Here is a 24,825-nt window from a genome sequence, read left to right as displayed (position 1 = left end):
GCGGCGGCGGCGACACCCTTTGGGGGTGACACCGCCGCTCCGACAGGTGCTCAATAGGCGGCCGACACCGTCAGGAACCACTGTCGCGGTGCGATCGGATAGGCCGAGTAGCTGTTGGTCGCCGATCCGATCGACAGCGTCGAGACGCCCGTCTTGTCGAACAGGTTGGTGACGTTGAGCGAGACCTCGAGCTTGCGCAGCGGGGTGGCGCCGTCCGGCACCTTCGCCGCGAGCCGCAGCGAGGTCAGGAAGTAGGACGACACGCTCGCGTCGTTGGTGAAGGTGGCGAAGCGCCGACCGACGTAATCGCCGATCATCTGCACCTCGATCGGCCCCAGATCGAGCGTGGCGACGGTCTTGTTCATCCATTTCGGCGTTCCCGGCAGCTGCTTGCCGCAGGTCGGCACGACGCCCGCCGTGACGAGATAGCCGCCGATGCACGTGCCCGTCGCAGCGCCGATTCCGGTCGCGGTCGAGGTATAGTCGCTCTGGTATTTCGACAGATTGTACGACGCCGCATTGTACAGCGAGAAAACGCGGCCGAAGTGCAGCGTGAAGGCCGCGTCGACACCGTCGGTATGCACCGCGCCGACATTGACCAGGATCGAGGTTCCGCCGGTGATGCCGCCGCCGGCGATGCCGCCCGGATTGGTCGAGATCGCGAGCAGGCGATTGTTGAACACGACGTGGTAGTAATTGACCTGGGCTTCCAACCCGCTGAGCACGCCATCGAAGCTGCGATGGCTGCGCACGCCGCCTTCATACGTCCAGCTGCTCTCGGGCTTGCCTTCGCGTGCGAACGCATCGAACGCCGCCTGGCTGCCGGTGAACCAGGGGCCGCCGCCGCCCGCGAGATACGCCTGATACTGGCGCAAATTCTTCTGGACGTTGAAATAGAGCTGCTCGTTGCGCGTCAGATCATAGGTCGCGCCCGCCGAGGGGAGGAACCAGCGCAGCGTGTTGATCCGGCCTTGCGGAAGGCCGCCGGTGAGGCCCGAAAGCGACCCGAGGACGGGCTGCACGGGGAAACGGCCATCGGCCCATTGCGCGCTCGTCTTGAACCCGGCCTGGAGCAGCAGGCGATCGGTCGCCTGCCAGGTGTCCTGCAGATGCAACTGCAGCTGGTTGATCCGCGCCTCGCCCTGATATTGCGTGAAGAGCGGCTGCGCGACGTCGAGCGGGCGGATATAGGGCGTGCTCGAATCGGGGTTGGTGACGCTGACGCCGTACCAGCGGCGCCACTGCGTCGTGCTGTTGCGTTCGAACCAGCCGCCGAATTCGATCGTATGCGCGCCGAGCTTGGCATTGATCGCCGAGATCACGCCGCCGCGATCGATGCGATATTCGGTGGTGCGCGTGACCAGGCCGGACCCGCCGGTCGCCGCGACCAAGGCGGCGCCGGCGGCACTCTGCTGTGCGGTCGTGCGTGCGGTGCAGGCCGCGGGCGCGACGCCGTTGCTGTTCGCGCCGAAGCGGCAGTTGGTCGGCAAGCTGGCATAGCCCGGGTCGAGATAGGGCTGGATCGTCGTGATCGACTGCCCGAGCGGCCCCGCGACGACGCCCGCGCCGTCATTGTGATGGTAATAGCCCGTCGTCGACCAGGTCACGTTCGACGAGAGATGCGCGTCGTAGCGCAGATAGCCGAGGAAATCGGTGCGCTGCGCATCCGAATAATAATTGCGGTAATTGCTGCCGACCGCCGCCGGCGAATTGCCCTGCGCGCTGAGATACGACGTCCGATAGGTCGTGAAGTCGGGGTAGAAGAACGGCTTGGTGTAGGGCGTGTAGAGCTGCACTGCGGTGGCGGTGCCGCCGGCCGACGGCTTGAAGAAGACGGTCGAATCCTCGTTCGGCTGCGTCATGTCGTTATAGTCGAAATAGGCGGTCAGCTTGCCGATGCCGTCGTCGTGGACGAACTTGGCGTTGACCTGATAGCCGCCCTGCTTGCCGTTGAAGTCCCACGCGCGTGCGTCCTGGCGCGCCGCCGAGACATAGGCCGCGTTGCCGTTGCCGAACGTGCCGCTGTCGATCCGCACGAAGCTGCGCGAGGTCGAATAGCTGCCGACGGTCTGCGCGGCCTGAATGCCGAATGTCTTGAGCGGATCCGACGAATAGGTCTCGACCGTGCCGCCGAGGTTGCTGTTCGAGGCGGTTGCGAGATCGCCTGCGCCGGTCGAGACGATAACGCGGCCGACATTCTCCGAAATCACCGCGCGCTGCGGCGACAGGCCGTTGTAATTGCCATAGCTCTGGTCGCCGAGCGGCAGGCCGTCCATCGTATAGCCGAGCTGCTGCCCGCTGAAACCGTGGATGAAGATCTGCGCGTTCTGCTCGTTATAGCCCCACGGATCGGCGGTGATGTAGAGCACGCCCGGCAGCGTCTGGATCGCTTTCAGTGGCGAGATGCCCGGCAGGATCTTCTGCATTTCGCTGCCCGGCAGCGCGGTGGCCGAGCGGGTCGCCTTGGCGGTGACGACGATCGCCTCCGCCGCATCATCTTCAGCGGGGGCGGGCGCGGGGTCGGCGATCGGAGCCGCCGGCGTCGGCGGCGCGGTCTCGGCGTGCGCGGCGGTGAGTGGCAGGCCAGCGGCCAGGCTCGCGGCAAGCGCGAAGGTCGAGACGTAGGATTTGATCATGGAAGGCCCCCTGGATGTGCCGCTGCACTTGAGGGCGCCCTACGGGATGGCTGTGACGGTTGGACGGCAGTTTTCCAGCAGTTTCATTGCCGTCGTGCGTCAGACTCGTGACACGGCCTGCCGAAGCCGGGTGCCGCGATGCCCCAAACGAAAACCGCCGCCCGGGTTTCCCCGGACGGCGGCTCTCAATGCATCAGGTGGTAACCCGAACCCGGAGGATCACTCCTTGTTCAGATACTCGCCGGCATCGGCATCGGTGCCGGTGCCGCTCGTCACGACCGCGCCGAGCGCATCGTCACCCGTGCCGCCGGCATCGCGCGTCGAGCGGGCGAGCTCGGCGTCATGCTCTTCCTTCGCCGAGTTCGGCGCGACGATCGAGACTTCGGCCATGCGACGCTGCGAGACGCGCATCGCCGCATCGCGCGACGAAGCGGTGACGCGCAGGCGACCCATGCCCGCACCCGTGCCGGCCGGGATCAGACGACCCACGATCACGTTCTCCTTGAGACCCGTGAGCGTGTCCTTCTTGCCCTGCACCGAAGCCTCGGTGAGCACGCGCGTCGTTTCCTGGAACGATGCCGCCGAGATGAAGCTGCGGGTCTGCAGCGACGCCTTGGTGATGCCGAGCAGGACGGGCTTGCCCTGAGCCGGACGCTCCTTCTTGCCGATCTTGGCGTTCATCTCGTCCATCTCGTCGCGATCGACCTGCTCGCCGGCGAGCAGCGTGGTGTCGCCACCGTCGGTGATCTCGACCTTCTGCAGCATCTGGCGAACGATCGTCTCGATGTGCTTGTCGTTGATCTTCACGCCCTGAAGTCGGTAAACTTCCTGGATTTCCGACACGAGATATTCGGCCAAGGGCTCGATGCCGAGCACTTCGAGAATGTCGTGCGGATCGGGCGAACCACCGATCAAATTGTCGCCGCGCTTGACGTAATCGCCTTCCTGCACGTCGATGACCTTCGACTTGGGCACCAGATACTCGACGACCTCGCTGCCGTCCTCGGGCTGAATGCCGATCTTGCGCTTAGCCTTATAGTCCTTGCCGAACACGACACGGCCCGAGACCTTTGCGATGATCGCATTTTCCTTCGGCTTGCGCGCTTCGAACAGCTCGGCAACACGCGGCAGACCGCCGGTGATGTCGCGCGTCTTGGCGCTTTCGCGGCTGACACGCGCCAGGACGTCGCCGCCCTGAACCATCGCGCCATCCTCGACCGAGAGCGTTGCGCCCGCGACCAGCATGTACCGGCCGGATTCCTCGGCGCTTTCACCCGTGAGGGTCAGGCGCGGACGAAGATCCTCCTTCTTGCTGGCGATGCCGCGGTTTTCGGTCACGACCCGCTGCGAGATGCCGGTCGCTTCGTCGGCCTGCTCGGTGAGCGTCTTGCCCTCGATCAGATCGACATATTTCACGATGCCGCCATTCTCGGTGATCACCGGCATGGTGAACGGATCCCATTCGGCCAGACGATCGCCCTTCGACACGATGTGACCGTCGTCGAACAGCACGTATGCGCCGTACGGGAGACGATGCACCGCGCGCTCGCGGCCATCCATGTCCATGATCGCGACTTCGCCCGAGCGCGACAGCACGACGCGACGGCCGCGCTGGTCGGTGATGGTGCGCAGGTCGCGATATTCCATCGTGCCGTCCGAGAGCGCCTCGAGGTTCGACTGCTCGTTGAGCTGTGCCGCACCACCGATGTGGAAGGTACGCATCGTCAGCTGCGTGCCCGGCTCACCGATCGACTGGGCGGCGATGACGCCGACCGCTTCACCGATGTTGACCGGGGTACCGCGGGCGAGATCGCGCCCGTAGCACTTGCCGCACACGCCGATCTTGGTCTCGCAGACGAGCGGCGAGCGGATCTTGCACGACTGCGTGCCGATCGCCTCGATCTGCAGGATCATCGGCTCGTCGAGCAGCGTGCCCGAGGGGATGACGACCTCGCCGGTCTTGCTGTCGATGATGTCCTCCGCGGTCGTGCGACCGAGGATGCGCTCGCCGAGCGACGCGATCGTCGAGCCGCCCTGGACGATCGCGCGCATTTCCAGCGCGCGGGTCGTGCCGCAGTCGAGCTCCATGATCACGCAATCCTGCGACACGTCGACCAGACGACGCGTGAGGTAGCCCGAGTTCGCCGTCTTCAACGCCGTATCCGCGAGGCCCTTACGAGCACCGTGGGTCGAGTTGAAGTATTCAAGGACGGTCAGACCTTCCTTGAAGTTCGAGATGATCGGCGTCTCGATGATCTCGCCCGACGGCTTGGCCATCAGGCCGCGCATACCGGCAAGCTGCTTGATCTGCGCCTGCGAACCACGCGCACCCGAGTGGGCCATCATGTAGATCGAGTTGATCGGCTTCTCGCGACCCTTGTTGGGGCCGTCCTCGTAATGCTTAACCGCCTTGATCTCGTCCATCATGGCGTTCGCCACCTGGTCGCCGCAACGGCTCCATGCGTCGATCACCTTGTTGTACTTCTCCTGCTGCGTGATCAGGCCGTCCTGATATTGCTGCTCGAAGTCTTTCACCAGGCCCTTGGTCTCGTCGACCAGAGCGATCTTGGCGTCGGGAATGATCATGTCGTCCATGCCGAACGAGATGCCGGCCTTGAACGCGTGCTTGAAGCCGAGGCTCATGATCGCGTCGGCGAACAGCACCGTGTCCTTCTGGCCGGTGTGACGATAGACCTCGTCGATCACGTCGCCCACGTCCTTCTTGGTGAGGAGGCGGTTGACGGTATCGAACGGCACCTTCGACGACTGCGGCAGGCACTCGCCGAGCAGCATGCGACCAGGGGTGGTCTCATAGCGCTTGAGGTACTGATTGCCCTTTTCATCGGTCTGCGGGACGCGGCTGATGATCTTGGTGTGCAAGGTGACAGCACCGGCTTCGAGCGCCTGATGGACTTCCGACATGTCGGAAATCATCATGCCCTGGCCCGGCTCATTCTCCTTGAGCATCGAGAGGTAATACAGACCCAGCACCATGTCCTGCGACGGCACGATGATCGGCTTGCCGTTGGCGGGCGAGAGGATGTTGTTGGTCGACATCATCAGGACGCGCGCTTCGAGCTGTGCTTCCAGCGACAGCGGCACGTGGACCGCCATCTGATCGCCGTCGAAATCGGCGTTGAACGCCGAGCAGACGAGCGGGTGCAGCTGGATCGCCTTGCCCTCGATCAGCACGGGCTCGAACGCCTGGATGCCGAGACGGTGAAGCGTCGGCGCACGGTTGAGCATGACCGGATGCTCGCGGATCACCTCGTCGAGGATGTCCCAGACTTCCTTGCGCTCCTTCTCGACCCACTTCTTCGCCTGCTTGAGGGTCATCGAGAGACCCTTGGCATCGAGACGGGCGTAGATGAACGGCTTGAACAGCTCGAGCGCCATCTTCTTGGGCAGGCCGCACTGGTGCAGCTTGAGTTCCGGACCGGTCACGATGACCGAACGACCCGAGTAATCGACGCGCTTGCCCAGAAGGTTCTGGCGGAAGCGGCCCTGCTTGCCCTTGAGCATGTCGGACAGCGACTTGAGCGGACGCTTGTTGGCGCCCGTGATCGTGCGACCGCGGCGACCGTTATCGAACAATGCGTCGACGGCCTCCTGCAGCATGCGCTTCTCGTTGCGGACGATGATGTCCGGCGCGCGGAGCTCCATCAGGCGCTTCAAGCGGTTGTTGCGGTTGATCACGCGGCGATACAGATCGTTCAGATCCGACGTCGCGAAGCGGCCACCGTCGAGCGGCACCAGCGGACGCAGCTCGGGCGGGATGACCGGCACGACTTCGAGGATCATCCACTCGGGGCGGTTGCCCGAATCGATGAAGCTCTCGACGACCTTGAGGCGCTTGATGATCTTCTTGGGCTTGAGCTCGGACTTGGTGACCGCGAGCTCCTCAAGGAGCTCCTTGCGCTCGCCCTCGAGATCCAAGTCCTGCAGCATAATGCGTACGGCTTCAGCGCCGATGCCGGCCGAGAAAGCGTCTTCGCCATATTCGTCCTGCGCGTCGAGGAGCTCGTCCTCGGTCATCAACTGATACTTTTCGAGCGGGGTGATGCCCGGCTCGATCACGATATACGCTTCGAAGTACAGCACGCGCTCGAGCTGCTTGAGCTGCATGTCGAGCAGCAGGCCGATGCGCGACGGCAGTGACTTCAGGAACCAGATGTGCGCGACAGGTGCTGCCAGCTCGATATGGCCCATGCGCTCGCGGCGGACCTTCGAGACGGTGACCTCGACGCCGCACTTCTCGCAGACGATGCCCTTATACTTCATGCGCTTGTACTTGCCGCACAGGCACTCGTAATCCTTGATCGGACCGAAGATGCGTGCGCAGAACAGGCCGTCACGCTCGGGCTTGAACGTGCGATAGTTGATGGTCTCGGGTTTCTTGATCTCGCCGAACGACCAGCTGCGGATCTTGTCCGGGCTGGCGATGCCGATCTGGATCTGGTCGAAGGTCTCGGCCTTGACGACCGGGTTCGCGAAATTGGTCAGTTCGTTCATGGATGAACAGCCTTCCTAGAAATTCTTTGCCCTCGCCCGCTTTCGCGGGAGAGGCTGCGCAGACTTGGGTCGCGGTCTTCCCGCGGCCCTAGTCGAAGCCTCACCCAACCCTCTCCCGCGAAGGCGGGAGAGGGCTAGGCCGGCATATTACTCCGCCGCGATCGCGACGCCGTCGGTGTCGAACTGCTCGGTGGTGGTGAGCTCGATGTTGAGACCCAGCGAGCGCATTTCCTTGACGAGCACGTTGAAGCTCTCAGGGATACCGGCCTCGAACGTGTCGTCACCCTTGACGATCGCCTCATAGACCTTGGTGCGCCCGACCACGTCGTCCGACTTCACCGTGAGCATTTCCTGCAAGGTGTACGCCGCGCCGTAGGCCTGGAGGGCCCAGACCTCCATCTCGCCGAAGCGCTGACCACCGAACTGCGCCTTACCACCCAGCGGCTGCTGCGTGACGAGCGAGTACGGCCCGATCGACCGGGCGTGGATCTTGTCGTCGACCAGATGGTGGAGCTTGAGCATGTAGATGATGCCCACCGTCACGCGCCGATCGAACATGTCGCCGGTGCGACCGTCGAACAGCTCCGACTGACCCGACGAGTGCAGACCCGCCAGCTCGAGCATGTCGGACACATCGGCTTCGCGCGCGCCGTCGAACACGGGGGTGCCCATCGGCACGCCGGTCCGCAGGTTCTGCGCGAGTTCGATGATCTGGCTCGCATCGCGTGCCTCGATGTCCGCGGCGTAATGCTCGCCGTACACTTCGAGCAGTCGTGCCTTGACCGCGTCGGGCATGTCGCCCGCTGCGGGTTCGGGGTTGGCCTCACGCCACTCTTCGAGTTGCGTGTAGATCTGCTGGCCGAGGTTACGAGCAGCCCAGCCGAGATGCGTCTCGAAGATCTGACCGACGTTCATGCGCGACGGCACGCCCAGCGGGTTGAGCACGATGTCGACCGGGGTACCGTCGGCGAGGAACGGCATGTCCTCCGCCGGCAGGATCCGCGAGATCACGCCCTTGTTGCCGTGACGGCCGGCCATCTTGTCGCCCGGCTGCAGCTTGCGCTTCACCGCGACGAACACCTTGACCATCTTGAGCACGCCTGGCGGCAGCTCGTCGCCACGCTCGAGCTTGTCGCGACGATCCTGGAACTTGTCCACGATCACCTTGACGGCATCGTCATACTGAACCTTGACCGCTTCCAGATCGCTCTGGGTCTTGTCGTCGGCGACAGCGAACTTCCACCACTCGTGACGGTCGACCGAGTCGAGCACGTCCTGGTCGATGACCACGCCCTTCTTCGGGCCGTTCTTGGGAACGGCGGTCGCGGTCTGGCCGAGCAGCATTTCCTTGAGGCGCGACCAGGTCGCACGGTTGAGGATCGTGCGCTCGTCGTCCGAGTCCTTCTTCAGGCGCTCGATTTCCTCGCGCTCGATCGCCATCGCGCGCTCGTCCTTGTCGATGCCGTGGCGATTGAACACCCGGACCTCGACGACGGTACCGGCAACGCCCGGCGGCAGGCGGAGCGACGTGTCGCGCACGTCCGAGGCCTTTTCACCGAAGATGGCGCGGAGGAGCTTTTCCTCCGGCGTCATCGGGCTTTCGCCCTTCGGCGTGATCTTGCCCGCGAGAATGTCGCCCGGCTCGACCTCGGCACCAATGTACACGATGCCCGCTTCGTCGAGGTTGCGAAGCGCTTCCTCGCCGACGTTGGGAATGTCGCGCGTGATGTCTTCCGGCCCGAGCTTGGTGTCGCGCGCCATCACTTCGAACTCTTCGATGTGGATCGACGTGAACACGTCGTCCTTCACGATGCGCTCGGAGATGAGGATCGAATCCTCGTAGTTGTAGCCGTTCCACGGCATGAACGCGACGAGCGTGTTGCGGCCGAGCGCGAGCTCACCGAACTCGGTCGACGGACCGTCGGCGAGCACGTCGCCCGCCGTCACGACGTCGCCCACCTTCACCAGCGGACGCTGGTTGATGCAGGTGTTCTGGTTCGAGCGCTGGAACTTCATCAGCGTGTAGATGTCGACGCCCGACTGGCCGGCATCGATCTCGCCGGTTGCGCGGATGACGATACGCGCCGCGTCGACCTGGTCGACCACGCCCGCACGCCGTGCGGAGATGGCAGCACCAGAGTCACGCGCGACGGTCTCTTCCATGCCGGTGCCGACGAACGGCGCCTCGGCCTGGACGAGCGGCACGGCCTGACGCTGCATGTTCGAGCCCATAAGTGCGCGGTTGGCGTCATCGTTTTCCAGGAACGGAATGAGCGATGCGGCGACCGAGACGAGCTGCTTGGGGCTGACGTCCATCAACGTGATGTTGTTCGGGATCGCCATCAGGAATTCGCCAGCCTGACGCGACGAGACCAGTTCCTCGACGAAGCCGTTCGACGAATCGAGCTCGGCATTGGCCTGCGCGATCGTGTGCTTGGCCTCTTCCATCGCCGACAGATAGACGACGTCGTCGGTGACCTTGTGGTCGACGACTTTCCGATACGGCGTTTCGATGAAGCCGTACTTGTTCACACGGCTGAAGCTCGCGAGCGAGTTGATCAGACCGATGTTCGGGCCTTCCGGCGTCTCGATCGGGCAGATGCGGCCATAGTGCGTCGGGTGAACGTCGCGGACTTCGAAGCCGGCGCGCTCACGCGTCAGACCACCCGGTCCAAGTGCCGACACGCGGCGCTTGTGGGTGACTTCCGACAGCGGGTTGGTCTGATCCATGAACTGCGACAGCTGCGACGAGCCGAAGAATTCGCGGACCGCGGCAACCGCAGGTTTGGCGTTGATCAGGTCGTTCGGCATCACCGTCGACACGTCGACCGACGACATACGCTCCTTCACGGCGCGCTCCATGCGGAGCAGGCCGACGCGATACTGGTTCTCGAGCAGCTCGCCGACCGAACGGACACGACGGTTACCGAGGTTGTCGATATCGTCGATGTCGCCCTTGCCGTCCTTCAGATCGACCAGCGTCTTGATGACCGCGAGGATGTCCTCGGTGCGCAGCGTGGTGACCGTGTCCTCGGCGTCGAGGTCGAGGCGCATGTTCAACTTCACACGGCCGACGGCCGACAGATCATAGCGGTCGGGATCGAAGAACAGGCCGCTGAACAGCGACTCTGCGGTCTCGAGCGTCGGCGGCTCGCCGGGGCGCATGACGCGGTAGATGTCGGACAGCGCCTGCTCGCGCTCCTCGGCCTTGTCGACCTTGAGCGTGTTGCGGATCCACGCGCCGGTCGCGATGTGATCGATGTCGAGCAGTTCGATCCGGTCGATGCCGGCCTGGTCGAGCAGTTCGAGATTCTCGGCCGAGACTTCGTCGCCGGCTTCGATGTAGATCTGGCCGGTGGTCTCGTTGATGAGATCATAGGCGCTGTAGCGGCCGAAGATTTCTTCCGTAGGGATCAGCAGGTCGGTGAGACCGTCCTTGGCCGACTTGTTGGCGGCGCGCGGCGAGATCTTCTGGCCGTTGGGGAACACCACTTCGCCGGTCTTGGCATCGATGATGTCGTACATCGGCTTCTGGCCACGCCAGTTCTCGGCCTGGAACGGGATGATCCAGCCACCCTGGCCGCGGACGAAGGTCACGCGGTTGTAGAACTGGTTGAGGATCTCCTCGCCGGTCATGCCGAGCGCGTACAGCAGCGCCGTCACCGGCAGCTTGCGCTTGCGATCGATGCGGACGTTGACGATGTCCTTGGCGTCGAACTCGAAATCGAGCCACGAACCGCGATACGGGATCACGCGCGCGGCGAAGAGATACTTGCCCGATGCGTGCGTCTTGCCGCGGTCATGGTCGAACAGCACGCCCGGCGACCGGTGCATCTGCGAGACGATGACACGCTCGGTGCCGTTGATGATGAAGGTGCCGTTGCCCGTCATCAGGGGCATGTCGCCCATGTAGACGTCCTGCTCCTTGATATCGAGGACCGAGCGCGAATCGGTGTCGGCATCGACCTCGAACACGATCAGGCGCAGCGTGACGCGCATCGGGGCGGCATAAGTGATGCCGCGCTGGCGGCACTCGTCGGTGTCGAACTTGGGGGGCTCGAGCTCGTAATTGACGAAATCGAGTTCGGCGGTGCCGGCGAAATCGCGGATCGGGAAAACGCTGCGCAGCGTCTTCTCGAGACCCGAGACATAGCCGATCGACGGATCGGAGCGGAGGAACTGTTCGTAGGATTCGCGCTGAACCTCGATCAGGTTCGGCATCTGCACCACTTCGTGGATGTTGCCGAACACCTTGCGGATCCGGCGCTTTGCCGTGCCGCTCTCGGCGCGCCGCGTGGGCGTGCTACCGTCGATTGCCTTGGTTGCCATGGAGTTTTCTGCCCTCAAGCCTGAAATTCGGCCCGGAATCCACCGGGCGGGCGTGCAAATCGGAAACGACAAAAAGCCGCGTGTTGTCCGCGCAAGCGGAAAACAGCAGCTTTCATGCGTCTCGAGAAACCCTAACCATCAATACGATCGATGCACTGCGCGACGGCACATCATTTCCCGACGGTTTTGGTTGAGTGAGCGATATAGGTCGACGGCGCGAGCGTGTCAACGCAGTCGCGTGGCGTCGGGGGGGGGCTGCGGCGAACCGCTCGGCGCAGCAATCCTTGGCAGGCGGGGTTTTATCGCTATGCCCGGCGCTGTGAAACGCTTTGTCTTTGTATCCCTCCTCGTCGCCACCAGCCTGACGGCGTTTGGCAGCCCCGCGCTCGCCCAAAACAGCGTGCCTGCGCAACCCTTGCAGGGGCTCGATTCGTTCAGCCTGCCGTCGAACCGGCCGGCGCCGCGGATCTCGCCGACACCCGAGCCGACGACCAACCCGCGTCCGGTCGAGACCCAGACCGTCGCGCCGCCCGCCGTGGCGGCGACGGCCCGCGCGACCACGACGCCGCGCGCGACCGCGACGCCGGCGCGCGCCACGCCCACGGCGCGCGCGACGCCAGCGCCCGAGCGAACGCCAGCACCGCGTGCCAGCGCGACACCAACGCCAATTATTCCGGCGGCTCCGGTCGCCGTGCCGACCGTCGTGCCGTCGCCTGTCGCCGCGATACCGCCGACCCCAGCCCCGACCCCAGCACCGACGCCGCAGTCGAGCGCGGCAGCGGCGGCAGCGATCGCGCCAGCGGAAGGCGCAAGCGCGTGGCTGTGGCCTGCTGTCGGGGGCGGGCTCGCGCTGATCGTCGCGACTGGTCTGGGACTATGGTGGCGCCGGCGTGGCGCGCAGGACGTCGTGGCCTATGAGGACGAGCTCGTGGCCGAACCCGTTGCGCCAGCGGGTGTCGAATTCGCAGCCGTCGCGCCGGAAGCGGCTCCTCCGGCTGTGCCAGCAGCAAGCGCGGTTGCGGAGGCTCCTCTCCCGGTCGCGGTCGTGCCCGATGCCGCCCCGGCCGATCGCGCGTCGATTGTGTTCGAGCTGACCCCGAAGCGCGCTGGCACCAATTTGCTGAGCGCCGCGGTCGAATATCTGATCGTGCTCCGCAACACCGGCGATGTCGCAGCGACGGGGGTTCGGCTCGACATTCGCTTGCTGAGCGCGGGACAGCGGCAGGATGCGGTGATCGAGGCGCTGTTCGCTGCGCCGATCGCGCAGCCGATCACGACCCCGTTCGATCTGCCGGCTGGCGTCTCTGTCGAACTCGGCGGCATGGCGATGCATCCCAAGGCGACACTCGAGGTGATGGACGTCGGCGGCAAGGCGCTGTTCGTCCCCGTGCTGACGATCAACGCGCACTATGCTTGGGCGGGCGGCGGCAGCGGCCAGACCGCGCGCTCCTATGTCATCGGCATCGATCGCGGGGGAGGGGGCAAGCTCGCGCCGTTCCGCATCGATAGCGCTGCGCGGATGTACGATACGGTGAGCGCGATCGAATACACCGTGTCAGCATAGGATTTCCGCTCCCGCGCTTGGGGGTGCGGTGCGGGTCGGAACGAAAAAAGGGGCGACACCGCATGGTGTCGCCCCTTTTTCTTGGGCAAGCCGTCATGGGCAAAGCCCATGACGTCGGACGCGGCAAGCCGCGCCGGCCGGCTTCGCGGGAGTGCGATTTAGCCGAGGCTAAATCGTCGCTCCCGCTTCAGCTCACTTGACCTCGACGGTCGCGCCGGCTGCTTCCAGCTGCGCCTTGATCTTGGCGGCTTCGTCCTTCGACACGCCTTCCTTGATCGCCTTCGGAGCCGACTCGACCAGCGTCTTGGCTTCGGTCAGGCCGAGCGCGGTGATCGCACGGACTTCCTTGATGACGTTGATCTTCTTGCCGCCGTCGCCGGTGAGGATGACGTCGAATTCGGTCTGCTCTTCAGCAGCCGGTGCTGCAGCGCCGCCGCCAGCAGCAGGAGCCGCTGCAACAGCAGCAGCGGCCGAGACGCCCCACTTCTCTTCGAGCAGCTTCGAGAGATCAGCTGCTTCGATGACGGTCAGGGCGGAAAGCTGGTCAACCAGCGCGTTCAGGTCTGCCATGTGTATTCTCCAGTAAAATCAGTTCGGGTTTGAAATCTCGAAGCGCCTGAAATCAGGCGTCCGCCGTGTCCTTTTCCGCATAGGCGGCAAGCACGCGCGCGAGCTGGGCAGCTGGCGCCTGCGTGATCGTCGCGAGCTTGGTTGCAGGAGCAACCAGGAGGCCCACGATCTTCGCACGCAGTTCATCCAGCGACGGCATCGTCGCGAGGGACTTGACACCTTCTACGTCGAGGACGGTCGCACCCATCGCACCACCAACGATTTCGAACTTGTCGTTCGTCTTCGCGAAGTCGACGGCCACCTTGGCAGCCGCGACGGGGTCGATGGAGGTGGCCAGACCGACCGGCCCGGTGAGCATTTCGCTCAACGAAGCATAGTCGGTGTCGGCCAGTGCGATCTTGGCAAGCTTGTTCTTCGAGACCTTATAGCTCGCCCCTGCGTCACGCATTGCGTTCCGCAGCTTGGTCGACTGAGCCACCGTCATGCCGAGGTTGCGGGTGACGACCACCACGCCGACTTCGGCAAAATTGTGGTTCAGCTCGGCGACGAGCTCGGTCTTTTGAGCGCGATCCATGCCATTCTCCACGTTTGGCCGTGTCGCTTGCGCGGCACGACCGGTTACAAACCGGGCGCTGTTGCACCCGGAATTGTCCAGCGATGGGGAATGGGAGCGTCGCCCCGTTTGATGGAGGGCGGCAGACCGGTCGCGGCTGGGCCGAGAGCGGTTGTAATCCTGGTCCCCGTCTCGGCAGGAAATTAAGACCGGGCAAATCCCGATCACCTACTGTCTTGGACGGTCCCGCCGCGCCGAGGCGTGACGGGAGAGCGCGGCCTTTAGCGGATGAGCGGGGAAAGTCAACGCCCGCCTGATCGTCACACCCGCTTTCGCCGGGGTGCGGACGGCGGTTTTTCTTCGACTGCCTGTAGCTTTTGCATCGAAACTGCGGAACACTCGGTGTCAAGGACCGCACGAGTCCATGCAGGACGGAATCGAAAACCGCTTTAAGCAGGGGGCCGATTCAATGACCGAAGCTACCATCACCACCGCCGCAACGCTCGGCGCCGAGGCGCAGGACGATCTGCTCACCCGCGGCTTTGCGCGGCGCGATCTGGCGCGGATTGCCGCGGTGTTCGGCGTCGGCGCGCTGGCCGCGTCGGTCGGGCGACCGGCGTTCGCCTCGGGCGGCGTGCCCGATCCGGCGCCGACCGCCAAGGTCCGCATCGGGGCGAACGAATGCTGGACCGGCCCGCTTGCCCCCGGCCAAAAGGCCGCCGCTGCGATGATCGCGATGGGCAACCGCTATTCGCCGCATGACGAGCGAAGCGATTTCATCAAGGCTGTCATGTCGGTCGAGGGTGTACCGTTCGACCATGTCGCGCCCTGGCCGGGGTCGAGCGATCCGCTCTGCCGCGCGGTCGTCACCTATTGTTCGCCGACCAAGGGCCTCGTCACCGCCGACCCGACCTTCGAACTCGCCGGGCGCACCGCCGCATGGCTTGGCGCGCCGGTCAAGGCGGTGCCGCTGACTGCCGAGTATACGCACGACGTCAAGGCGATGCTCGCCGCCAACCCCGATGCCGGGCTCTATTACATCTGTACGCCCAACAACCCGACGGGCACGATCACCCCGCTCGCCGACATCGAATGGCTGATCGCCAACAAGCCGGCGGGATCGATGGTGCTGATCGACGAGGCGTATACGCACTTCGCCGGCGTGCCCGTTGCCTCGTCGCTCGCGGTAAAACATCCCGACGTGATCGTGATGCGCACCTTCTCCAAGCTGTTCGGCATGGCCGGGCTGCGGATGGGCTATGTCATCACCAACCCCGCCAATCTCACCAAGATGATGCGCTATGACGGCGGGATGCAGTCGGGCGCGTTGCCCGTCACCAGCCTGGCGTGCGCGACCGCCAGCCTGACCGCCGCCCCGCTGATCGCCGCACGCCGCGCCGAGATGCAGAGCGCGCGCGGGCTGACGCTCGATCATCTCAAGGCGCGCGGCGTGAGCGTGTTTCCGACCAACGCCAACATGTTCATGATCGACTGGAAGACGCGGGCTGCCAAGGACATGCAGGCGGCGTTTCGCAAGCAGAGCGTCGAGATCGGGCGGTCGTGGCCGATCTGGCCGACGGTCAGCCGCGTCACCGTCGGTTCGAGCGCCGAGATGAAGGCGTTCTGCACTGCGCTCGACAAGGTTATCGCGTAATCCTACCGCCTGACCGTCACCCCGGGCTTGTCCCGGGGTCTACCGTGACGCGCGCGCTGGGGTCGGGGTGCGTGCATCCCGGTGGGCCCCGGCACGGGGCCGGGGTGACGGTTGGGGGGCGTCTACGATTTCTCCGGCACGTCCTGCTCGATCCGCGTGTACCAGCGCGGATGGCCCGCCGCGTCGCGTTCGATATCGGGGACGCCGTGCGGGTCGTCTCCCGTCTCGACCCAGCCCGCGCCTTGGCAGTGGTTGCAGATCGCGCGCTTGCTGCGGAAGCTGACCAGGTCGATCTCGAGGTTCCACTGGCCGTGCCCCTTGCACACCGGGCACGCCGCATCGAGCGCGCCGTTGCGCGGCTGGAGCGGGATGATGTCGAAAGCGTGAGGGGATTCGGGGTCGGTACATTCGACGATCTGGCTGGCATGCGGCATCGCGGTAGTTTCTCCTTTCCGCAGCCAACGTGCTGCGGCGGTGTCGGCTCCGCCGCTAGCGTGATTTTGCGGCCGCGGGGAGGGTGGTCTGCGCGGCGATTGCGCGCGCCGCAGGCCGGCCCCACGAAATCATGTCGGGCGTGCAACAATCCGGCGGCGTCTGGGTTTCAGACGCGTGACGACACCTTCAGACCCCCTGCCGCCATCCATCCAACCCGCCAAAGGCTGGCACCGCCCAGCGCTCGCGATCGGCGCCGCCCTCGCTGCTGCGATCGGCGTGCTCGTGCTCGCGCTCGGCGCGTTCCCGGTCGGGCTGCTGCGCGGCGTGGTCGAGAACCGCGTGTCCGCCGCGCTCCACACCAAGGTCGCGGTCGGCTCGGTCACGCGCGATGGTGTCTTCTCCTACACGCCGGTCGTCGCGCTGCGCGATGTGCGGATCGCGCAGCCGGCCTGGGCCGGGCAGGGCGATTTCGTCCGCGTGTCGGCGCTGCGCGTGCGCGTGCCGGTGCTGGCGCTCCTCACCGGGCGGTTCCGGCCCGACCGCATCGCGATCGACGGCGCGCGGATCGCGCTGGTCCGCGACGCGAGCGGGCGCGCAAACTGGGAGCCCGACGGCAGCAAGCCAAAGCAAGGCGGAGCGAGCCGCCCGAGCCTCTCCGACCTCAGCGTCACCAACACGCAGATCGTGCTGCGCGATGCCAAGCGCCAGCTCGTCGTTGCAGGCCCGCTGTCGGTCGATGCGACTCACGGGTTGCGGCTCGCGGCGAAGGGCAGCTTCCGCGATACCCCCGCGACGCTCGCGCTGACCGGCGGTCGGATCGCGGGGATCGACCCGACCGCGCCATACCCGTTTGCGGTGAAGCTTTCCTCCTCGGCGCTCGATTTCGCGGCGCAGGGGACGATGCGGGGCGTGCTCGACACGCGCCACTTCAGCGCGACGCTGCGTGCGCAGGCACCGACGCTCAAGAACCTCGATTATCTGATCGAGGCGGGGCTGTTCGGGACGCAGCCGATCGACCTGAACGGCACGATCCGCCACGATGTGCGCGACTGGTATATCGACCGGCTCGCCGGCACGATCGGCCGCTCGCGCCTCACTGCGCGTGCGACCGTCCACAAATACGGCATCCGCACCGCGATCGACGCGCGGATCCACGCGTCGCAATTCGATTTCGACGATCTCGCCGACAGCAAGGGGCGCGCCGAAGCCGCAGCGCGGCTCGCGCGGATCGGCCCGCGCGTGATCCCGCCGACGCGGATCGACCTGTCGAAGCTGTGGAAGACCGACGGGACGATCCGCTTCGCGGCCGATCATGTGCTGTCGAAGGGCGGCACGGTGTTCGACAGCCTGTCGGGCACGCTCAACCTCGACAATCGGATGCTGACCGTCAGCGATGTCGTTGCCACACTCGCGAACGGGCGGATGACGGGCACGATCCGCGTCGATCATCGCAGCGGCTTGCCCAAGCTCGCGATCGACATGCGGCTCGCCGGGGTGACGCTCGAGCGCCTCGTCGGCAAGCCCGACATGATCGGCGGACAAGTCCGCGGGCATATCGTGCTCAGCGGGCAGGGCGAGACGGTGCGCGAGGCGCTCGCGCACGGCAGCGGCAAGGCGGCAATCGTCGCGACGCAGGGGCATGTCCAGCGGATGATCGCCGATGTGCTCGGGCAAAGCCTGAGCGGTGCGGTCGCGCATGCGATCAGCGGGCCGAGCGAAACCGTCCCGCTGCAATGCCTGATCGCCGACTTCCGCGGTTCGAACGGTGTGCTCGTGCCGCGCCCGCTCGAAATCGATACGGGCAGTTCGGTCGGGCGCGGGACGGGGCGGATCGTGCTCGACGGCGAACGGATCGCGCTGACGCTTGCGGGCACGACCAAGAGCCGCGCGCTGTTGCGGATCGCCGATCCGATCCAAGTCGGTGGCACGCTGAGCGCGCCGAGCATTTCGGTTGCGGGTGTCGGCGCGAGCGACAAGCCGAGCGCCGGGGGCGTGTTCAAGGTGCTCGGGCGCTCGCTTGGCCAGGCGCTCGGCATCACCAAGATCGATCCGAGCGCGGGCGGGTCGACGCCGCAGCGCTTCGATTGCCAGGCGGCGGTTACGGCGGCGCTGCGCTGAACACAAAAAAAGGGCGGCCCGGAGAACCGGACCGCCCTTTCTTTTAGCAGACGCGATTAGGCGTGCTGCAGGTTCACAGCCGACATCTTGCCGCGCTTGTCCTGCTCGAGCTCGTACTGGACGCGCTGGTCCTTATCGAGCGTCGCCATGCCGGCGCGCTCGACGGCGGTGATGTGCACGAACGCGTCTTCGCCGCCGCCTTCAGGCGCGATGAAGCCATAGCCCTTGTCTGCGTTAAAAAACTTTACGGTTCCGATGGTCATAACATGATCCTTCTTGTGGGGCCGACGCGAAGAGCCGCGTCAGCGGTTGCCGAAATCAGCAGAGAAAGAAGGAAGATGGTGCCGCAAAGCGCCCTAGACCGTCGATTTGCGAACTGTAGCAACGCCTATGTAGGGCAGGTGGCGGGGAATTGCAAATCGCGCTCGAAATCATGCGCGTCCCTCCTCCTGCACGGTGGGGCTTAGATAAAAAAAAGGGCCGGGGTTTCCCCCGGCCCTCAATTCTTTACCGAAAGTCGGAAGGCTTACGCCGCCGAAACCTCGGCGACGTCGACCTTGATGCCGGCGCCCATCGTCGAGCTGACGGCGACCTTCTTGACATACTTGCCCTTGGCGCCGGTCGGCTTGGCCTTGACGATCGCGTCGACCAGTGCGTCGAAGTTCGCGCGCAGGTCTTCCGCCGGGAACGACGCCTTGCCGATGCCCGAGTGGATGATACCGGCCTTCTCGACGCGATATTCGATCTGGCCGCCCTTGGCAGCTTCGACCGCGGCCGCGACGTTCATCGTGACCGTGCCGAGCTTCGGGTTCGGCATCAGGCCCTTGGGACCCAGGATCTTGCCGAGACGACCGACGATGCCCATCATGTCCGGGGTCGCGATGCAGCGATCGAAATCGATCGTGCCGCCCTGGACGAGCTCCATCAGGTCTTCCGCACCGACCACGTCGGCGCCAGCGGCACGGGCTTCGTCGGCCTTCGCGCCCTTGGCGAACACGCCAACGCGGACGGTCTTGCCGGTGCCCTTGGGCAGCGTGACGACACCGCGGACCATCTGGTCGGCGTGACGCGGATCGACGCCGAGGTTGAGCGCGACTTCGATCGTCTCGTCGAACTTCGAGGTCGCACCCGACTTGGCGAGGGCGATCGCTTCGTCGATGCCGTGGAGCTTCTCACGATCGAGCGTGATGGCCTTCTGCTTCTTGCTTACGAATGCCATGAGCTCAGCCCTCCACCACTTCGAGGCCCATCGCGCGGGCGCTGCCTTCGATGATCCGCGTCGCGGCTTCGAGATCGTTGGCGTTGAGATCCTTCATCTTCGCGGTCGCGATGTCGGCGAGCTGGGCGCGCGAGATCTTGCCACCCGAAACCTTGCCCGGCTCCTTCGAGCCCGACTTGATGTTGGCGGCCTTCTTGATGAGGTACGATGCCGGCGGCGTCTTGGTCTCGAACGAGAACGAACGATCGGCATAGACGGTGATCACGGTCGGCAGCGGCGTGCCGACTTCCTGGTCGCCGGTCGATGCGTTGAACGCCTTGCAGAATTCCATGATGTTGACGCCGCGCTGACCCAGCGCAGGGCCGATCGGCGGGGAGGGGTTGGCCTTGCCTGCAGGAACCTGCAGCTTGATATAGCCGGTAATCTTTTTTGCCATGTGGCGGTCTCACTCTCTTTCAAGTTTAGCGGTCCATGCGGCGGGGCCATAGCTCCGCCTCCCGCGATTCCCTGGCAAGCTGCCGGGGAAGGCGGGGCGCATAGCCGAAAGCGGTGCCCGAGGCAAATCGGAAGCGCGCGCTCGGGACGCGGCGGCACGACAATTGTACGCCGCCGATGCCGCAATCTGTGTTATGACGCGCGATCATCGAGCTTCTTGGCGTCCGATGACTGAGAGTTTTGCGCTCCCGCCGTGACCGGGAACGATTCATGACAGACACCCTCCAGCGTTTGCTGGTCAAGCTGAAGCGACGCAGTCGGTTCGACGCCGCTGACGAGGCGGCGTTGCTGGGGCTGCCCTTCACCGTCAAGACGCTCGAGCCGGGCCACTATCTCGTCCGTCAGGGTGAGCGCGCAGACTTCACCTGCGTGCTGCTCGAGGGCTTCGCCTATCGCCAGAAGATCGTCGGTGACGGCGGGCGGCAGATCATCGCGCTGCAAGTGCCGGGCGACGCGGTCGAGCTGCAGAACTCGCTGCTCAAGATCGCCGATCACAGCGTCCAGGCGCTGACCGCGATCACGATGGCGCGGATCCCGCGCGTCGACTTGCTTGATATCGCGGCAAGATGCCCCGCGATCGCGCACGCCTTCTGGCTCGACACGCTGGTCGACGGGTCGATCGCGTGGGAATGGATCGCCAATATCGGGCGGCGCGACGCGCAGATGCGGCTGGCGCATCTGCTGTGCGAATGCGCGGTGCGGCTCGAAGTGGTCAATGCGGCAAGCGGCGACAGCGACACGCTGCCGATGACGCAGGAACAGATCGGCGATGCGCTCGGGCTGACCCCGGTGCACGTCAACCGGATGCTCAAGCTGCTCGAGCTGGACGGGCTGATCGCGCGGCGCGCGCGGACGATCGTGATTCTCGACGCGGTGCGGCTGCGCTCAGTGGCCGATTTTCAATCGGCCTATCTGCATTTGAACTTGCTGGAGGATTGAGCCGGGGTCGCGCGTCTCGGCCTGTAATTACCCTCCACCGTCACCCCGGCCTTGTGCCGGGGCCCACCGTGCCGCGCGTGCTGCGGTCGTGGTGCGCGTATCCCGGTGGACCCCGGAACGAGCCCCGGGGTGATGCGTAAGGACGGAGCCTTGCGGGCAGGGACGCGGGAGTAAATCCCGCGTCTTGCGTCGGACGGGTTCGCGTGCCGCGACCCGCCGGCCGGTCGGGGCCGTCTCGCGGATAGCTTGCGCTATCTGCGTGCGGCCTTCCGACTTACGACTTGCTGCGTTCGACCTGCTCGAATTCCAGCTCGACCGGCGTCGCACGCCCGAAGATCGACACCGACACCTTGACGCGGCTGCGATCGAAATCGAGCTCTTCGACGATGCCGTTGAAGCTTGCGAACGGACCGTCGAGCACCTTGACCGAATCGCCGATCTCGAAGTCGACCTTGACCTTCTGCTTGGGCGCGGCAGCGGCGGCTTCGTCCTTGGTGCTGAGCATCCGCGCAGCTTCCGATTCCGGAATCGCCTGCGGCTTGCCGTTCGGCCCGAGGAAGCCGGTCACCTTCGGGGTGTTCTTGACGAGGTGATAGACGTCGTCGTTCATGTTGAGCTTGGCGAGCACATAGCCCGGCATGAACTTGCGCTCGACGAGGATCTTCTTGCCGCGGCGCGCCTCGGTGATCGTCTCGGTCGGGACTTCGATCTGCTCGACGAGCTGTTCGAGGCCCATGCGGGTCGCCTCGGCCATGATCGAATCGCGGACCTTGCCCTCGAAACCCGAATACGCGTGAATGATGTACCAGCGTGCCATGTGTCTTTTACCTAGATTATTTGGCGAGGCTGAGCAGCAGGTGGACGATCGCCTCGAAGCCGGTGTCGACGATGAAGAAGAACAGGCCGAGCAGCGTCGTCATGATGACGACCATCACGCCGGTCATGATCGTCTCGCGCCGGGTCGGCCACACGACCTTCTTGGTCTCGGCCTGGACCTGTCGGATGAATTCGAGGGGGGTCGTCTTCGCCACGGTCTGTGCACTCATGTTCTTTTTAGCCGAAACGGACATGGGCCCGCCGTCCGGACCTGCCAAGGCCCGATGACGAGAATTCCCAATTTCGGAATGATAGCGGCGTAGCGCGTGTGCGTTGCGAAATCAAGCGGCGGGCGGGGAGGCGATCACCGGAGTAAATCCGGTGGACTCGTCTGACGGGGTCGCTGTCGCGACCCGCCGGCCGGCCTAGCGCGTCTCGGGATTAGCTTCGCTAATCTCGTGCGCGCGGCGGCTGGCAGGGGAGCTCGGACTCGAACCGAGGGCCTTCGGTTTTGGAGACCGACGCTCTAACCAACTGAGCTACACCCCTATCAGGTGGGTTCGTTTAGCGAGAGGTTGCCTCCGCTGCAAGCACCCTCATGCAGCTTCGCGATTCTGCGCTGCACGCGCCGCCAGGACGCGCGCTTCCTCCACCGGGAGCGGGCGGCCGAAATAATAGCCCTGGACCTTGGTGCAGCCCAATTCCTGGACCATCAGATGCTCGTCCTCGGTCTCGACCCCTTCGGCCGTTGTCGCCATGCCGAGACTCTGCGCGAGTGCGACCACCGCGCGGATGATCGCGATCGCCTCGGGCACTTTCTTCGATGCGCTGATGACGAAGCTGCGGTCGATCTTGATCGTCGAGAAGCGCGTGCGGCTGAGATAGCCGAGCGACGAATAGCCCGTCCCGAAATCGTCGAGGCTCAAGCGCACGCCGAGATCGAGGATCCGTTCGAGCACCTTCACCGCGCCGGTATCGTCGCGCATGAACACGCTTTCGGTCACCTCGAGCTCGAGCCGGCGTGCGGGCAGCCCGCTGTTCGCCAGCGCCGAGGCGACCACCGCGACGAACCCCGGATTGTGGAGCTGTTCGGGCGAGACGTTGACCGCGACGCGGGCGTCACCCGGCCATTTCGCCGCTTCGGCACACGCCGAGCGCAGCACCCATTCGCCGATCGGCGCGATCAGTCGTGCATCCTCGGCGAGCGGGATGAACTTGACCGGCGAGATCGGCCCGAGCTCGGGATGCGTCCAGCGCACCAGCGCCTCGAACCCCGTCAGTCGGCCGCTCCCGGCATCGACGACCGGCTGGTAGGTGAGGTGCAGCTCGTCATTGGTCAGCGCCTTGCGCAGCGCTTGTTCGAGCACGCGGCGTTCTTCGGCCGCGACGTGGAGCTGTGGTTCGTAATGGTGGAATTTGCCGCCGCCGGCGTCCTTCGAGCGGTACAGCGCGAGGTCGGCCGAGCGAATCAGCATCTCGGTGGTGCGGCCATCGCGCGGGCCGGTCGCGACGCCGACGCTTGCGCCGGTGTAGAGCGTGTGATGATCGATATCGTACGGGCGGGCGAGTGCATCGACGATCGTCTGCGCGAGCGTCTCGAGTCGTTGCGTATCGCTCGCGTCGCGCACCACGACTGCGAATTCATCGCCGCCGAGCCGTCCGATGACTTCGTTCGGGCCCATCAGCGTCGTGAGGCGTTCGGCGACACGGCTCAGCAAGCGGTCGCCGATCGGGTGACCCAGCGTGTCGTTGACCGCCTTGAAGCGATCGAGGTCGATCATCATGAAGGCGCAGCGACTGCCCCATTTCTCCGCATCGGCCATCGCGTGCGACAGCGCTTCGTTGACGTGGAGGCGGTTGGGCAAGCCGGTGAGCGTGTCGAACCGCGCCATGCGGTTGATCCTGTCGGCCGAGGCGCGCTGTTCGGTGACGTCGGCGCCGACGCCGCGGAAGCCGAGGAATGCCCCGTGCTCGTCATAGCGCGGGTTGGCGGCGATTTCGTACCAGCGCTCCTGCTCGGCGACGTTGACCGGCAGCACGAGCCCGCGAAACGCCGCGCGGCCTTTGAGATTTTCGGCAAGCGTGCGCAGCGCAGGCGCGAAACTGCCCGAATCCCAGGTCTTCCCAGCGAGCACTTCGAGCAGCGACTTGCCGTTCACGCCGACGGGGTCGAGCCCGACTGACAAGGCGAAGCGCGGCGATGCACGCACGACGCGGCGCGCAGCATCGGTTTCCCACAGCCAGTCGGCGCTCTCGTCCTGCTTCGCTTCGCGCAGCAAAAGGCTGACGGTCTCGTCGCGCTCGGCAAGCGCGATCTCGCCCGAGCGGATGAGGACGAGCGAACGCGCCCGCGTGAAGCAGCCGATCATGAGCAGCGTGGTGAACAAGGCGACCGAGGCGGCAAGGACCGGCCCGGCGATGCGCAGGACCATGACCGAAATCGCCAGGCCGAGGATGCCGAGAAAGCTCAACGTCGCGAGCGGAAGTGCCGCCATCGCGACAGCGGATGCGGTCATCAGCACCGACAGCACGATCCACAGCCCGAGCGCCGTGCCGACATCGGGGTTGAACCCGAACGCGAGCGGCGGGACCGACCAGATTGTGGCGAGCGCGATGCCCTCGATCACGGTGTCGCGCACGGCGGCGAGCGTCGCCGCGCCGCGCTGCTTGGCGGCAAGCCGGCGGAAGGTGATCGCGACCGAAATCGCGGCGACCACCGCACCCCAGCAAGCGAGCGCCCAAAGCGGTGCGCTGCGCTGGAGAATCAGTGTGACCATCGCTGCACCGATCACGTTGGCGGCGAGCAGGAACAGCGCCAACTGCCCACCGGCATGGACTTGCGCGGCGCGGATCGGGGCCCAATCGGTGGTGTCCGCTGGATCGTACAGCCCAAGCAGTGCTCGCGCGTCGATATGCGGCTTGGCGAATTGGGATGTGTTTTCGGTGCTCACGCGCCCGCTATACCGCAAGGAGCCTTACCGGAAG

The 24,825-nt window shown here is 65.2% G+C and carries 16 protein-coding genes and 1 tRNA gene; 4 read left to right on the top strand and 13 right to left on the bottom strand.

Features of this window, described 5'->3' with window-relative positions:
- Positions 1 to 50: 50 nt before the first annotated feature.
- The 3 genes from IE187_RS06470 to rpoB all read right to left on the bottom strand — a co-directional run bounded on the left by IE187_RS06470 (position 51) and on the right by rpoB (position 11,477).
- On the bottom strand, positions 51 to 2,636 hold the full coding sequence (locus IE187_RS06470) for a TonB-dependent receptor (protein WP_189675500.1): 2,586 nt from the start codon (positions 2,634 to 2,636) through the stop codon (positions 51 to 53).
- 219 nt (positions 2,637 to 2,855) lie between these two features.
- A complete protein-coding gene (gene rpoC, locus IE187_RS06465; protein WP_189675499.1) occupies positions 2,856 to 7,148 on the bottom strand; it encodes a DNA-directed RNA polymerase subunit beta' in 4,293 nt (1,430 codons plus the stop codon).
- 147 nt (positions 7,149 to 7,295) lie between these two features.
- On the bottom strand, positions 7,296 to 11,477 hold the full coding sequence (gene rpoB, locus IE187_RS06460; RefSeq protein WP_133190064.1) for a DNA-directed RNA polymerase subunit beta: 4,182 nt from the start codon (positions 11,475 to 11,477) through the stop codon (positions 7,296 to 7,298).
- Between the two features lie 319 nt (positions 11,478 to 11,796).
- Here rpoB and IE187_RS21285 point away from each other — a divergent pair, with 319 nt between their 5' ends.
- On the top strand, positions 11,797 to 13,041 hold the full coding sequence (locus IE187_RS21285) for a hypothetical protein (RefSeq protein WP_229839249.1): 1,245 nt from the start codon (positions 11,797 to 11,799) through the stop codon (positions 13,039 to 13,041).
- A gap of 192 nt (positions 13,042 to 13,233) precedes the next feature.
- Here the strand turns inward: IE187_RS21285 and rplL are convergent, their stop codons facing one another.
- On the bottom strand, positions 13,234 to 13,611 hold the full coding sequence (gene rplL / locus IE187_RS06450; protein WP_010183774.1) for a 50S ribosomal protein L7/L12: 378 nt from the start codon (positions 13,609 to 13,611) through the stop codon (positions 13,234 to 13,236).
- 52 nt (positions 13,612 to 13,663) lie between these two features.
- A complete protein-coding gene (rplJ, locus tag IE187_RS06445) occupies positions 13,664 to 14,185 on the bottom strand; it encodes a 50S ribosomal protein L10 (RefSeq protein ID WP_133190062.1) in 522 nt (173 codons plus the stop codon).
- 448 nt (positions 14,186 to 14,633) lie between these two features.
- Here rplJ and IE187_RS06440 point away from each other — a divergent pair, with 448 nt between their 5' ends.
- Entirely contained in the window at positions 14,634 to 15,818 is a 1,185-nt protein-coding gene (locus tag IE187_RS06440; protein WP_189675498.1) for a pyridoxal phosphate-dependent aminotransferase, read from the top strand.
- A 122-nt stretch (positions 15,819 to 15,940) separates the two neighbouring features.
- On the opposite strand, the gene IE187_RS06435 is transcribed toward IE187_RS06440, so the two are convergent.
- Positions 15,941 to 16,252 (bottom strand): hypothetical protein, encoded by a 312-nt coding sequence (locus IE187_RS06435; protein ID WP_189675497.1) that lies wholly within the window; start codon positions 16,250 to 16,252, stop codon positions 15,941 to 15,943.
- Between the two features lie 175 nt (positions 16,253 to 16,427).
- On the opposite strand from IE187_RS06435, the gene IE187_RS06430 reads away from it, so the two are divergent.
- Positions 16,428 to 18,371 carry an AsmA family protein gene (locus IE187_RS06430; RefSeq protein WP_229839248.1) on the top strand — a complete coding sequence of 648 codons (1,944 nt, stop codon included), beginning with the start codon at positions 16,428 to 16,430 and terminating at the stop codon, positions 18,369 to 18,371.
- Positions 18,372 to 18,427: 56 nt separating this feature from the next.
- Here the strand turns inward: IE187_RS06430 and IE187_RS06425 are convergent, their stop codons facing one another.
- The 3 genes from IE187_RS06425 to rplK all read right to left on the bottom strand — a co-directional run bounded on the left by IE187_RS06425 (position 18,428) and on the right by rplK (position 20,026).
- Positions 18,428 to 18,634: a cold-shock protein gene (locus IE187_RS06425; protein WP_133190054.1), complete on the bottom strand. Its 207-nt coding sequence runs from the start codon at positions 18,632 to 18,634 to the stop codon at positions 18,428 to 18,430.
- Between the two features lie 263 nt (positions 18,635 to 18,897).
- Positions 18,898 to 19,590 carry a 50S ribosomal protein L1 gene (gene rplA, locus IE187_RS06420; protein WP_133190052.1) on the bottom strand — a complete coding sequence of 231 codons (693 nt, stop codon included), beginning with the start codon at positions 19,588 to 19,590 and terminating at the stop codon, positions 18,898 to 18,900.
- 4 nt (positions 19,591 to 19,594) lie between these two features.
- Positions 19,595 to 20,026 (bottom strand): 50S ribosomal protein L11, encoded by a 432-nt coding sequence (gene rplK, locus IE187_RS06415; protein ID WP_133190050.1) that lies wholly within the window; start codon positions 20,024 to 20,026, stop codon positions 19,595 to 19,597.
- Between the two features lie 269 nt (positions 20,027 to 20,295).
- Here rplK and IE187_RS06410 point away from each other — a divergent pair, with 269 nt between their 5' ends.
- Entirely contained in the window at positions 20,296 to 21,024 is a 729-nt protein-coding gene (locus tag IE187_RS06410) for a Crp/Fnr family transcriptional regulator (RefSeq protein WP_189675496.1), read from the top strand.
- 274 nt (positions 21,025 to 21,298) lie between these two features.
- Here the strand turns inward: IE187_RS06410 and nusG are convergent, their stop codons facing one another.
- The 4 genes from nusG to IE187_RS06390 all read right to left on the bottom strand — a co-directional run bounded on the left by nusG (position 21,299) and on the right by IE187_RS06390 (position 24,791).
- Positions 21,299 to 21,841: a transcription termination/antitermination protein NusG gene (nusG, locus tag IE187_RS06405; RefSeq protein WP_010185156.1), complete on the bottom strand. Its 543-nt coding sequence runs from the start codon at positions 21,839 to 21,841 to the stop codon at positions 21,299 to 21,301.
- Between the two features lie 16 nt (positions 21,842 to 21,857).
- On the bottom strand, positions 21,858 to 22,055 hold the full coding sequence (secE, locus tag IE187_RS06400) for a preprotein translocase subunit SecE (RefSeq protein WP_029625164.1): 198 nt from the start codon (positions 22,053 to 22,055) through the stop codon (positions 21,858 to 21,860).
- Between the two features lie 257 nt (positions 22,056 to 22,312).
- Positions 22,313 to 22,389: transfer RNA gene (locus IE187_RS06395), tRNA-Trp, on the bottom strand.
- Positions 22,390 to 22,436: 47 nt separating this feature from the next.
- A complete protein-coding gene (locus tag IE187_RS06390; RefSeq protein WP_229839247.1) occupies positions 22,437 to 24,791 on the bottom strand; it encodes a putative bifunctional diguanylate cyclase/phosphodiesterase in 2,355 nt (784 codons plus the stop codon).
- Positions 24,792 to 24,825: the final 34 nt, after the last annotated feature.

Origin of the sequence: Sphingomonas glacialis (assembly GCF_014653575.1) — a bacterium.
Taxonomy (GTDB): Bacteria; Pseudomonadota; Alphaproteobacteria; order Sphingomonadales; family Sphingomonadaceae; genus Sphingomonas; species Sphingomonas glacialis.
Note: the sequence above shows the minus strand (reverse complement) of the source record. Positions and strands in the feature narration are given on the sequence as shown.

Bases quoted from the DNA above. Each gene is read 5' to 3' on its own strand.
- IE187_RS06470 (WP_189675500.1), bottom strand. From the start codon at position 2,636: ATGATCAAATCCTACGTCTCGACCTTCGCGCTTGCCGCGAGCCTGGCC.
- rpoC (WP_189675499.1), bottom strand. From the start codon at position 7,148: ATGAACGAACTGACCAATTTCGCGAACCCGGTCGTCAAGGCCGAGACC.
- rpoB (WP_133190064.1), bottom strand. From the start codon at position 11,477: ATGGCAACCAAGGCAATCGACGGTAGCACGCCCACGCGGCGCGCCGAG.
- rplL (WP_010183774.1), bottom strand. From the start codon at position 13,611: ATGGCAGACCTGAACGCGCTGGTTGACCAGCTTTCCGCCCTGACCGTC.
- rplJ (WP_133190062.1), bottom strand. From the start codon at position 14,185: ATGGATCGCGCTCAAAAGACCGAGCTCGTCGCCGAGCTGAACCACAAT.
- IE187_RS06440 (WP_189675498.1), top strand. From the start codon at position 14,634: ATGACCGAAGCTACCATCACCACCGCCGCAACGCTCGGCGCCGAGGCG.
- IE187_RS06435 (WP_189675497.1), bottom strand. From the start codon at position 16,252: ATGCCGCATGCCAGCCAGATCGTCGAATGTACCGACCCCGAATCCCCT.
- IE187_RS06425 (WP_133190054.1), bottom strand. From the start codon at position 18,634: ATGACCATCGGAACCGTAAAGTTTTTTAACGCAGACAAGGGCTATGGC.
- rplA (WP_133190052.1), bottom strand. From the start codon at position 19,590: ATGGCATTCGTAAGCAAGAAGCAGAAGGCCATCACGCTCGATCGTGAG.
- rplK (WP_133190050.1), bottom strand. From the start codon at position 20,026: ATGGCAAAAAAGATTACCGGCTATATCAAGCTGCAGGTTCCTGCAGGC.
- IE187_RS06410 (WP_189675496.1), top strand. From the start codon at position 20,296: ATGACAGACACCCTCCAGCGTTTGCTGGTCAAGCTGAAGCGACGCAGT.
- nusG (WP_010185156.1), bottom strand. From the start codon at position 21,841: ATGGCACGCTGGTACATCATTCACGCGTATTCGGGTTTCGAGGGCAAG.